The 11,743-nt window shown below is 60.8% G+C and carries 10 protein-coding genes; 6 read left to right on the forward strand and 4 right to left on the reverse strand.

Annotation, left to right across the window (positions count from 1 at the left end; translation table 11 throughout):
• Positions 1-220 precede the first annotated feature (220 nt).
• On the forward strand, positions 221-1,036 hold the full coding sequence (locus AAAX72_RS09575; protein ID WP_349130159.1) for a putative RNA methyltransferase: 816 nt from the start codon (positions 221-223) through the stop codon (positions 1,034-1,036).
• Positions 1,037-1,164: 128 nt separating this feature from the next.
• Here the strand turns inward: AAAX72_RS09575 and AAAX72_RS09580 are convergent, their stop codons facing one another.
• The gene (locus tag AAAX72_RS09580; RefSeq protein ID WP_055286664.1) at positions 1,165-1,566 is read right to left on the reverse strand and encodes a hypothetical protein; all 402 of its coding nucleotides are present in this window, start codon (positions 1,564-1,566) and stop codon (positions 1,165-1,167) included.
• 434 nt (positions 1,567-2,000) lie between these two features.
• Between AAAX72_RS09580 and AAAX72_RS09585 the strand changes: the two genes are divergently transcribed.
• On the forward strand, positions 2,001-2,705 hold the full coding sequence (locus tag AAAX72_RS09585; RefSeq protein ID WP_346981500.1) for a class I SAM-dependent methyltransferase: 705 nt from the start codon (positions 2,001-2,003) through the stop codon (positions 2,703-2,705).
• A gap of 48 nt (positions 2,706-2,753) precedes the next feature.
• Here AAAX72_RS09585 and AAAX72_RS09590 read toward each other — a convergent pair whose 3' ends face one another.
• Positions 2,754-3,050 carry a hypothetical protein gene (locus AAAX72_RS09590; protein WP_055310006.1) on the reverse strand — a complete coding sequence of 99 codons (297 nt, stop codon included), beginning with the start codon at positions 3,048-3,050 and terminating at the stop codon, positions 2,754-2,756.
• Between the two features lie 77 nt (positions 3,051-3,127).
• Here AAAX72_RS09590 and AAAX72_RS09595 point away from each other — a divergent pair, with 77 nt between their 5' ends.
• The 4 genes from AAAX72_RS09595 to AAAX72_RS09610 all read left to right on the forward strand — a co-directional run bounded on the left by AAAX72_RS09595 (position 3,128) and on the right by AAAX72_RS09610 (position 9,593).
• Positions 3,128-3,616: a GNAT family acetyltransferase gene (locus tag AAAX72_RS09595; RefSeq protein ID WP_022093963.1), complete on the forward strand. Its 489-nt coding sequence runs from the start codon at positions 3,128-3,130 to the stop codon at positions 3,614-3,616.
• A 255-nt stretch (positions 3,617-3,871) separates the two neighbouring features.
• Positions 3,872-5,875 (forward strand): translation factor GTPase family protein, encoded by a 2,004-nt coding sequence (locus AAAX72_RS09600; protein ID WP_349130161.1) that lies wholly within the window; start codon positions 3,872-3,874, stop codon positions 5,873-5,875.
• 93 nt (positions 5,876-5,968) lie between these two features.
• A complete protein-coding gene (locus AAAX72_RS09605; RefSeq protein ID WP_349130162.1) occupies positions 5,969-7,087 on the forward strand; it encodes an ATP-binding protein in 1,119 nt (372 codons plus the stop codon).
• Positions 7,088-7,097: 10 nt separating this feature from the next.
• Positions 7,098-9,593 (forward strand): excinuclease ABC subunit UvrA, encoded by a 2,496-nt coding sequence (locus AAAX72_RS09610; RefSeq protein ID WP_349130163.1) that lies wholly within the window; start codon positions 7,098-7,100, stop codon positions 9,591-9,593.
• Between the two features lie 40 nt (positions 9,594-9,633).
• Here the strand turns inward: AAAX72_RS09610 and AAAX72_RS09615 are convergent, their stop codons facing one another.
• Positions 9,634-10,734, reverse strand: a complete 1,101-nt coding sequence (locus tag AAAX72_RS09615) for an ATP-binding protein (RefSeq protein ID WP_349130164.1) — start codon at positions 10,732-10,734, stop codon at positions 9,634-9,636.
• A 196-nt stretch (positions 10,735-10,930) separates the two neighbouring features.
• Positions 10,931-11,530, reverse strand: coding sequence for a tRNA (cytidine(34)-2'-O)-methyltransferase (locus tag AAAX72_RS09620; RefSeq protein ID WP_349130166.1), 600 nt, complete (start codon positions 11,528-11,530; stop codon positions 10,931-10,933).
• Positions 11,531-11,743: the final 213 nt, after the last annotated feature.

Consider the following 11,743-nt stretch of genomic DNA (forward strand, 5'->3'; position numbering starts at 1 on the left):
TGGCCCTCTCGGGGGCAGGGACGTTCGGCCGTGCGCGGGCGCCCGGTCGGCGGCCCGTTCTGGGCGCGCCTCAATCGTAGCCCGAGACGGTCCCGGGCTGACAATTTCGACTGTAATGGACGTTCTTGAATGACTAGTCGTTTAAGAACGTCCCCAATGACTAGGTGAGGAAGGCGTGCGACAATGGTGTGCGTTGTGTTGTTCGCGCTAAGGAGTTGCCATGTTGTTGTGTCCCGTTTGCCATGAACCGTTGGTGGACGATGAGCGTGGGGCCGCATGCGCGGGCGGACACCGGTTTGACCGTGCGCGCGAGGGTTATCTATATCTACTGCGCTCGTCCAAGAGCGGCGACTCCATGGGCGATCCCAAGTCGCAGGCGCGCAGCCGTCGTGACTTTTTGAACCGTGGATACTACGCGCCGTTGCGCGATGCGATGGTCGAGCTGGTGCGCAAGCAGGTGTCTGGGCGCGCCACGTCTGCGAACGGCCCCATGACGCTGCTCGATATTTGCTGTGGCGAGGGCTATTACACCAGTGCCATGGGCGCGGTGCCGGGCGTAGATGCTTACGGTTTTGACCTGGGCAAGGAGATGGTGCGCCTGGCCGCCAAGCGCGGCGATGCGACCTACTTCGTGGCCAACATGAAGGACATCCCCGTGGCCGATGGCGCCTTCGATATGGTGACCGAGCTCTTTGCCCCCTTTAACGAGCGCGAGTTTGCCCGCGTGCTGGCGCCGGAGGGTTCGCTCTACACCGTGGTGCCGGGTGCTCGTCACCTCTTTGGGCTCAAGGAGGTACTCTACGACACGCCGTACCTTAACGATGAGAAGCTGCCGAAGACCACCGAGCTCGAGTTGGTCGGAACGCAGCGGGTGTCTGCGAATATTACGCTTCAGACCCAGGCGGACATCGAGGCGGTGTTCCAGATGACGCCGTACTACTACCGCACGCGCCCCGCCGACAAAGAGCGCCTGGCAAATTTGGATACCCTTCAGACCGACATCGGCTTCATCATCGCCGAGTACCGCCACAGCTAACAACCTGCCAAAAAGGGACAGGTTTATTTTGGTAGGTTTTATCTGGGCAAACGTAAAGGGCCGACCGCGGAGATGCGCGATCGGCCCTTTTTAGTTGCTTGGCTGCAGAGGTTATGAGAAGCGAGCGCTTATAGGCGGTCCTTGTTCTCGGCCTTAACGGCGTGTGCCTGCTGAACAAAGAACAGGTCGTACACCACGATGACAAAGGCGCCAAAGTTGATGGCGTCGCCGCCAAACGCGGGAAGCGTGAGCACCGCTTGGGCAAGCGTGGCGACCGCGGCAACAATACCGAGCTTAAACGCGCCGTCCACCTGCGAAGGCTTGTTGGCGCCCTTGATACCGGCGACGCCTGCGGCAAGGTCGACGAGACCCTTGGCGATAAGCACGACCGCTGCGAGCGTGGCGTACGAACCGTACGTGGAATCGAGACCGCCCGTGGCGATACCGACGCCGGCGGTGACGAGGCTGGCGATGCCCAAAACGAAGTAGATGAGAGCAAGGATTTTGAGAGTCTTGCGAGTGAAGCTCATGGCTGGTCCTTTCGATACGAGTACGCCAACTTGGCGCACCCAATGTACTGCACATATGGTGAAGCACATTGTAGTTCAACGCGGCGATGCATGCGTTTGAAAGCGTCTCTTGCCCGCACGGTCCAACCTTTCAAAAAAGAAAGCTGGGCGTAAGTCAAATCGATGGCAGCGTATGCGCGGCGCTGCGATGATGGGGCCATGGTAAGAGCTGGACCGAAGGAGAAGCCATGATGTACGGAGCAGGGCAAGTGCGTGAGCCGCGGTCGTTGGGAAGGCGCATGAGTGATTCCGTGATCGCTGCCGTGTGCACGGGATTGATGGCGGTGCTTTGCATTGGGATGCTGTGGGCCATGTCACATGTGGGACAATAGCGGACGGTTGGGTGTCGTCATGAACGGCGCCCACGTATTCGTTTTGCTTGCTAAGGAGTACCCATGGGCGTCGTCGATCCCTTTTCTGTTGCTCGGGCCGCGGGGCTTGAGCTGACCGGGAAGCCCGAGGGCCTCACGCTCACCGACGGCACGATGGAGCTGCGTGCCGATTTTGGCCGCATGCTGCCGCGACTCAAGCAGGGCCGTCTGCAGCAAGAGCTGTTGGTGAAGGCTGCGCGCACAAAGGGCATCGAGCGACCATGGGCGATTGACGCTACGGCAGGCTTTGGCGAGGATTCGCTGCTGCTGGCGGCCGCGGGCTTTGCCGTCGATCTGTATGAGCGGGATTGCGTGATCGCGGCGCTCCTCAAGGATGCCCTGGATCGCGCGGCAGATGATCCGGCGCTTGCGGCTGCCGTGTTACGCATGCGCTTACATGCGGGCGAGGACAGCATTGCCGGCCTTCGCCATGTAGCTGAGCTGATCGGTCAGGGCGAGCTTGCCGCTCCCGACGTGGTGTATCTGGACCCCATGTTTCCCGGGCGCACCAAGAGCGCGGCGGTCAAAAAGAAGTTCCAGCTCCTACATCATCTGGAACAGCCGTGCGCCGATGAGGAGTCGCTGGTCGAAGCTGCGCTTGCGGTTCACCCGCGCAAGGTGGTTATCAAGCGGCCGGTGAAGGGGCCACTGCTTGCCGGCGTTAAGCCGAGCTATCAACTTGCGGGCAAGGCCGTTCGCTACGATGTTTTGGTTCCGCCGCGCCCGTAGCTTGCGTGCGATGGTTGGCGCTCCGTCAGTGCCGTGCCGATGCGGAGTCTATTTCCAAGGATGCGACGTCAGATGCCAGCCGCCGCAGTACTCGCATTTGTAGCAGGCCAAACCACGTCGCCCGCGGTTTTCGCAGTCGGCCATAACGGCCTCGGCCTCGGCGCGCGTGTCGTAACGGTTTTTTCGCTCGCACGACTTGTAGCGCCAGGCCTCATCTCGCTCGGCGTCCAGGGCGTCGCGGCGCTCATCCTCGCGCGCAAACAGGTCGCTCATATCGCCGCCCGTAGCAGCGCCCAAAAACTCGCTTTTGGCCTTTGACCAGGCGGCTCGCTTTTTGCTCCCCATCTGCTTCGTGCCCTTCTCCAAACGTTGGTATCATTGCTCAATCAAAGTGATACCAATAAACGTGAGGTCGCCGCGTGATGATCAGAAAAACCCTCGATACCGACATTCCCGCCGTCATGGCTATCTATGACGCGGCCCGCGCCTTTATGCGTGCGCATGGCAACGCCACGCAGTGGCCCGAGGGCACGCCTTCTGCCGAGCAGCTGGCTGCCGATATCGCCGCCGGTGGCAGCTATGTGTGCGAAGTCGACGGCCGCGTGGTGGCGACGTTTGCCTTTTTACCGGGCCCGGACGAGTGCTATGACGTCATTGAGGACGGTCAATGGCGTAGCGACACTCCGTACGCCGTGCTGCACCGTGTGGCATCCGACGGCACCGTGCACGGTATCGCGGCTGCGATGTTTGCCTTTGCCAAAGAACGTGCCGATCACCTGCGCATCGACACGCATCAGGATAACCTGCCCATGCAGGGTGCCATCATAAAGGCCGGCTTTGAGCGCGCTGGTATCGTCTATGTGTCCGACGGCACGGCGCGTGTCGCGTTCGATTGGCTGCGCGAGGCGTAAGAGCAGGGGCGCGTACCAGTCCTTAATTCGAATGAAAAATGGCTCCGGGTGGGGCCATTTTCGATTACTGCGCTGTTTTGAAAGCCGGCTTTCGCAAGGCGCGAACCTACGAAAATCGCCGCGCGGCAACGCGGGACGATGAACTCGGTCGGGGGATAGGGCCCGCTTCGCCCGCCGGCTCGTAAATTGTATCATCCAGTGTGGAACGAGGACGCCCGTTGCCGCGTGCGATGGGCTTGCAATAAGAGGAGAGCCATGTCGAAGCAAGCGGTCGTTGGAATCTTGGCGCATGTCGATGCCGGCAAGACCACGTTGGCCGAGGCCATGCTGTTCAACGCGGGCCGCATTCGCAAGCGCGGCCGCGAGGACGATGGCGATTCGCATCTGGACACTAACGCGATCGAGCGCGAGCGTGGCATTACGATCTTCTCGTCGCAGGCTGTACTCGACCACGGCGATACCCACGTCATGCTCGTGGATGCGCCCGGCCACGTTGATTTTTCGGCCGAGGCGGAGCGCACGCTGCGCGCACTCGACTATGCGATTTTGGTTGTGGGCGCCAACGACGGCGTGCAGGGGCACACCGAAACCCTGTGGCGCCTGCTTGCACGTTATGACATCCCGACATTCATCTTCATCAACAAGATCGATTTGGAGAATCCCGGTCGCGATGTTTTGCTGACACAACTTGGGCAACGTCTCTCCGAGGGCTGCTTGGATGCCAACGAACTGTTGGCGGGCGGGGCCGTTCAGGAGGACGCTGCCGCGTTAGACGAAGAAGCGCTCGAGGAGTTTCTTGAGGCGGGTGAGCTTTCCGTCGCGACGCTGTCACGCATGGTTGCCGAGCGCAAGCTCTTTCCCTGCTTTGCCGGCTCGGCGCTTAAGGACCAAGGCGTGGACGAGCTGCTGGATGGCATATGCGCGCTGATGCGTGAACAGGCGTGGCTCCCGGAGTTTGCCGCGCGCGTTTATCGTGTCAGCCGCGGGGATCGCGGCGAGCGCTTGGCTTGGGTTAAAGTGACCGGCGGCACGCTGCATGCCAAGCAGGTGATTGGCGGACGTTCCGGTGCCGAGGCATGGGAGCAAAAGATCGACCAGGTGCGCATCTATAACGGCGAAAAGTATGAGCTTGCCCAAGAAGTTGCCGCTGGCGGTATTTGTGCCGTGACGGGTCTTGCGCACGTTCGCCCGGGGGACGCCCTGGGCGCGGAGCCTGCGGGCGATGCACCTGTCATTGCGCCGGTCCTCACCTATACGGTGCTTCCGGGCGAACACGATGTCCATGCGGTGTTCAAAGCGTTGGCTGAGCTGGCGGATGAAGACCCCATGCTCGGCGTAAGCTGGAATACGCATCTTGAGCAGATTCATTTGCAGTTGATGGGCGCCGTGCAGCTCGAGGTCGTGCAGCGGGTGTTGGCCGATCGTTTTGGCCTTGCAGTCGAGTTTGAGCCCGGCGGCATTCTCTATAAGGAGACTATTTCGCAGCCGGTCGAGGGCGTGGGCCACTTTGAGCCGCTGCGCCACTATGCCGAGGTGCATCTGCGTCTGGAGCCGTTGCCAGCGGGTTCGGGTGTGCAGTTTGGCACCGTGACCTCGACCGACGAGCTCGATCTTAACTGGCAGCGTTTGGCACTCACCAACGCCATGGAGCGCGACCACCTGGGCGTGCTGACCGGCTCGCCCATCACCGATGTGCGCATTACGCTCACGGGCGGCCGTGCGCATGCCAAACACACCGAGGGCGGCGATTTTCGCCAGGCCACGTACCGCGCGATTCGTCAGGGGCTCATGCAGGCGCGTGAGGCTGGCGCGGCGGTGCTGTTGGAGCCGTGGTACCACTTTGAGCTCGAGGTGCCGGGGGAGTGCGTGGGCCGCGCGCTCTCGGATGCCACGCGCATGGGCGCTGAGTACGAGCCGCCGGCGATGGCGGGAGACCGGGCGAAGCTTGTGGGTCGCGTGCCGGCATCCGAGGTGCAGGATTACGCGCTGGAGGTGGCTGCTTACACGAGTGGTCGTGGGCATCTGTACCTAGAGTTCACCGGCTATGCGGCTTGCCATGATGCCGAGCGCGTAATCGAGACGGCCGCCTATGAGCCCGAGGCCGATCTGCCCAACACGCCCGATTCGGTCTTTTGCTCTCACGGCGCCGGTTACACGGTCAAATGGTACGACGTACCCGCCGCGGCGCACGTAAAGGTCGATCCCTCTACCTTCCGCCCCTGGCGAGCAGCAGACGCCGAGTTTTTCGGCCACATGTGACAAAGGGACAGTTCCTTTGTCACATGCTATTGGTATAACTCGGTATAAGTTGGTATAACTATTGCCAGGGTTTGCCAATCCGAGGAGGCCGACATGAATCCAAATCCCTTTAAGCCAACGGCTGGCAAGCGGCCTCCGATGCTCATCGGTCGCGAGTCGGTCATCGAAGATTTCGAGGAAGGGCTCGATAACGGCGCTGGAGCGCCGGGCAGGCTCATGCTCATTACGGGAAACCGCGGCTGTGGCAAGACGGTTCTCCTGCGGGAGCTGCAACGTCTGGCCAGCGAGCGCGGATGGGCGGTTGTCTCCGATTCCGCTTCGCTTGGCTTATGCGACCGCTTGGCCGACGCGCTTCGCTCAAATAAACCCGTTGTGACGTCAATGGAGTTCGGTCCGTCGTTTGGGCGGATGTCGGTCGAGGCGGCGCGAGCAAGGGGCGAGACGTTGCGAGGGCTGGTCAACGAGCGCCTCAAGAAGCTCGGTCCAGGCAAGGGCATACTGTTTGCGATTGACGAGGCGCAATCTGTGTCTATCGAGGAACTGGCGGCTCTTGCCGTTCTCTATCAGCAGGTGCTCGGAGACCAGGATGCCACGGGCTTGTCCGATAGCGACCAGCGCGGTCTTGCGCTGGTGTTCGCCGGCTTACCCAGTATGGTTGATGATCTGCTCGAAGAGCCGAGCGTGACGTTTTTGCGGCGTGCCCAGCAGCGTACGTTGGGGGCGATCTCTTTGCCCAAGGTACGCGATTCGTATATCCAGACGGTCAAAGACGCTGGTCTTTACGTTGACGCGGAGACGGCGGACCTTGCGGCACACAAGAGCATGGGGCATCCCTACATGGTTCAGCTGGTGGGCTATTACATGTGGCGGTCTGCTGTTCGACGCGGCTCGCAGGTCATCGAAAGGCGCGATGTCGAGGATGGCCATGCGGATGCCGTCTCCGAGTTCTACGAAGCGGTTGACGCGCCCCTGTATTACGGGCTGCGCAGTCCACAGCGCCTTTTTATCGAGGCTATGGCGGTTGACGAGAACAAACCGACGCGCATGGCGGATATCATTGAGCGTTGTGATCGTACCCAGAGCTGGGCGAGTAAATATCGCGCAAGCCTGATTCGCGAGCGCGTCATCGAGGCTGCCGGATACGGCCTCGTCCGGTTTACCGTGCCCATGCTGGGCGCGTACGTTCGCGATCGAGTTTTATGGCATGAGTAGGGTGATAAAGGTGACGGAACAGAAGATGAGCCCGCAGGCTATCGAGGTGCGTGGCGCGCGCGTTCATAACCTTAAAGACATCGATATCGATATTCCGCTGGGAAAGCTTGTGGGCATTGCCGGCGTGTCGGGTTCGGGCAAGAGTTCGCTGGCGCTGGGGGTTCTTTATGCCGAGGGCTCGCGCCGTTACCTGGAGGCGCTCAGCACCTATACTCGCCGTCGTCTGACGCAGGCCGAACATGCCCAGGTGGATGAGGTCTTGCACGTGCCGGCGGCGCTCGCGCTGCACCAGCGTCCGAGCGTGCCGGGCGTACGCTCGACCTTTGGCACCATGACCGAGCTCAACAATAGCCTGCGCCTGCTCTTTAGCCGTTGCGCCCATCACGTGTGCCCACATTGCGGGGCGCGTGTGGAGCCGAGCCTTAACGTGGCTGCGGGCCTGTCGCTCACGTGCCCTGCATGCGGTCGTGAGTTCTACGCGCCGAGCGCCGAGGACCTTGCGTTTAACAGCGGCGGTGCGTGTCCCACCTGCGGCGGCACCGGTGTCATGCGCGAGGTGGACGAGGCGAGCCTGGTGCCCGACGAGTCAAAGACCATCAACGAAGGCGCGGTGCTTCCCTGGGGTACGCTCATGTGGGATCTGATGAAGCAGGTAGCCGGCGAGATGGGTGTGCGCACCGACGTGCCGTTTAACCAGCTCACGCCTCAAGAACGCGACATCGTGTTCCATGGCCCGGCGGTTAAGAAACACATTCTCTACGTTCCCAAAAACGGCGAGGGCGCTACGCCGCTCGATTTTACCTATTACAACGCCGTCTATACCGTCGAGAATGCGCTCGCCAAGGTTAAGGATGATAAGGGGCTTAAGCGCGTGGCGCGCTTTTTGCGCGAGGGCCCATGCCGCGATTGCGGCGGCACGCGTCTCTCCGAGGCGGCACGCCAGCCCCAGGTGCGCGGTATCAATCTGGCGCAGGCATCGGCCATGACGCTGGGTGAGGCGATTGAGTGGGTGCGCGGGGTGCCTACGTCCTTGCCGGCCGAGATGCAGCCCATGGCAGCGGATATCTGCGATTCGTTTTTGGGCGCGGCCCGTCGTCTGGTCGATCTGGGTCTCGATTATCTTTCGCTCGACCGCGCCGGCGCCACACTCCCCACGGGCGAACGCCAGCGCGTGCAGCTCGCCCGCGTGGTGCGCAACCGATCGACGGGCGTGCTCTATGTGCTGGACGAGCCCTCAATCGGCTTGCATCCTGCCAATGTCGACGGCCTGGTAGGCGTGATGCGCGATCTGGTGGATGACGGCAACACCGTGGTTGTTGTCGACCACGATACGCGCGTACTGGCGGAAGCCGACTATCTGGTCGAGATGGGTCCCGTTGCCGGAGCAGGCGGCGGTAATGTGATTGCCGCGGGCACGGTGGACGAGGTCGAACAATCGCAGGGCAGCCGCATCGCCCCGTTTTTGCGCGCCGAGCCCAAGCGCTTGCGTCCGCAGGTGACTGACGAGGAAATGTTCGACCAGGGGCATATCCGCATGGCTACCGATGCCATCCATACCGTCAAGCCGCTCGAAGTCGATATCCCACGCGGCCGCCTTGTCGCGGTGACGGGCGTTTCGGGTTCGGGCAAGACGACGTTGGTGCTCGAGACGCTCATTCCGGCACTTAAGGCTCAGGCAACTGGCGAGCGCCTGCCAAAACATGTGCGCTGGATCGATGCCGAGGGTATCGTACGCGCCAACCTGATTGACGCCACGCCTATCGGCGCCAACGTGCGCTCGACGGTGGCGACCTATGCCGACATCCATGATGAGCTGCGCCGCGCCTTCGCCCGTACGCCCGAGGCCAAGGCAGCCGGCTACAAGGCGGGTGCCTTTAGCTACAACACCGGCGCCTTGCGCTGCCCTACGTGTGACGGCACGGGCTCGATATCGCTCGACGTACAGTTTTTGCCCGATGTCGAGATCGTCTGCCCGGCATGCCGTGGTTCGCGCTACGCCGAGGCCGCCTCGCATATCCATCGCGAGGGCAAGGACGGGAGCCTGCTTACATTGCCGCAGCTCATGGACATGAGTGTGGACGAGGCCCTCGACGCCACGGTGGGACTCAAGAAGGTTCAGGCGCGCTTGCAGACCTTGCACGACCTGGGCTTGGGCTATCTCACGCTCGGTGAGCCCACGCCGGCGCTCTCGGGCGGCGAGGCGCAGCGCCTTAAGCTTGCGAGCGAGATGGGCCGCGTGCAGGACGACGCCGTGTTTGTGTTCGACGAGCCCACGATCGGCCTGCATCCGCTCGATGTTCAGGTGTTGCTGAGTGTGTTTGACGGCCTCGTTGCCAAGGGCGCCACGGTTATCGTGATCGAACACGATCTCGACCTTATCCGTAATGCCGATTACGTGATCGACATGGGCCCGGGCGGTGGCGATGCGGGCGGGCAAATCGTCTGCTCCGGTACGCCGGGCGACATCGCGGCCTGCTCCGCAAGCATTACCGGCCGCTACCTATAGACAATGAGGCAAAGGGACAGCCCCTTTGCCTCATTGATGCCTATTTCACGCATTGAGCCGCGAGGTAGTCGCGGAAGAATGGCAATTCAAATGCGACGATTCCGCGCCCGCGTTCTCCAATGATGCCGGCATCTATCATGCGGCGTCGGTAGCGGGAGACCTGCTGCGGCGAACGCTTAAGGCGTTCGACAAGGTCAGCGGTGGTGGACTCTTCTTCGTCATCGAGCATGGCGATGAGGAATCGCTTGTCCTCTGCGGTGAGTTCCCGATAGGTTGCCGCGAGGATTCGGTCGTCCATCTCGTCGCGCGCGATTTTGATTCCCAGGTCAAAGTCGCGTGACGAGATTTCCTTCGAATCGCTTGTGAGATCCCAGGCACGGTAGCCTACGAGTTGCAATAGGAAGGGAAAACCAGAGATCGAGCGAACGGCTCTATCGATTCCCCCAGCATCTGCCAGGCGATCGTTTTCCTGGATTGTGCGAATCAAGGCCTCGCGTACGTCATAGTCGGCAATGCGACCCAGATGATATTGTTGGGCGCGGCGAAGGAACGAGACCGTCTTGTGGTTCAGCAACGTCGAGACGTTGTTGGGAAGTCCCGCCATGAGCAGGGCGACGCGTTTCCCATCGGTCACAAAGTGCTGATACGTCGCTGCAAGCTGAATCATCTCGTCGAGTGTCGGGTCCACCTCGTCAACTGTGACGAGCAGACCGGTGCCAGCCTCGTTGAGCTGGTCGATGATGTCGCTCATGCGATAACGCCAGGTTGAGGCATCGTGAACGCGATTGACTTCGATGCTGCCGAGCGGTGCAATTCCGAGACCGGTGACTTCGAAGTTCTTAGACGGGTCGATAAGATGGCCGGCAGCACGTTTCGCCCCGAACTCGATTTCCTCAAGCATTCCCGGGAGCGCGGTCGTCTTTACGGCAATCCAGCCGTGGGATTCCGCCCTTGTCGCGAGCGACGACATGAGAGCGGTTTTACCGGTTCCACGCGCGCCTGAGAAGATCGAGGTCAATTCTGGGCGCCTACGCTGGCTCAAGAAGGCGCGGTCCAAATCCCGAATAATCTGTTGTCTGCCAGCGAGATGGGCAGGAACCTCACCAAAACTGGGGGTAAACGGGTTCTCGAGATATTCCACAAGGCTCTCCTTTCGCACCGCCGTTTAACTTTATTTTATTCTAGTTAATTCTGATTAAAAGCAATGGTTCGTTATTTAGAGCATCAATGAGGCAAAGGGACAGCCCCTTTGCCTCATTGATGCCAAAACCAGCTTGTCAAGAGCTAGAGGGTTTAAAAATCTGCCATTTCTACCCCGTCCCCAAATGGCAGGTTTGTTACATTCCCGGAAAGCCTGTTTGGCGCAGGGCCTCGTAGAGGACGATGGCGGCGCTGTTGGAGAGGTTGAGGGCGCTGATGCGGTAGTCGCCCGGGTTGACGAAGTTACCGCAGATATCTTGCTGAAGGATGGCTTCGTGGCTGTCCTCGGCATGCCCCAGCGATTCCTCGTGGGCTTCCCAAGCCTCAGCGTTATCGAGTGAGTCGCAATCGCGCAGCATCGGGATGCGCTCGCAACGCTCGGGCGCCGCGGCAAGCAGTGGCTCGGGAATGCCCGAGCTCTCGCTGCCAAAGACCAAGTAGTCGCCATCGCGGTAGGTACTCTGCGCATAGGTGCGGCGTGCCTTTTTGGTCAGCAGATGCAGGCGTGCGTCGGCAGGGGAGAGACCATTGCGCGCAAGGAAATCCTCCCAGCCGGCATAGGTGGTCACGTCCAAGTTTTGCCAGTAGCCCAGGCCGGCGCGACGCACCGTCTTGTCGTCGAGCGAAAAGCCCAGTGGCTCCACCAGATGTAGACGGGCGCCGGTAACCACGCAGGTGCGGCCGATATTGCCCGTATTGGCCGGGATTTCGGGCGCATACAGCACAATGTTGAACATGAATCTCCTTGGCTCAGAACGAAAAACCACCACGAAGGGGACAGTGAACTGCCTCCCATTTCTTGGACATCGGGAAATGGGAGGTTTGGAGTGGGAAGGATAAACTGGACTTTCTTTTAAGGATCCTCAAGCGTATTGCCGCTCGTATTCCACTGGAGACATGTAGCCCAGGGTGGAATGCATGCGCACCCTATTGTAATAGAGCTCTATGTA

This window comes from Collinsella sp. CLA-ER-H8, from assembly GCF_040092335.1.
Lineage (GTDB): Bacteria > Actinomycetota > Coriobacteriia > Coriobacteriales > Coriobacteriaceae > Collinsella.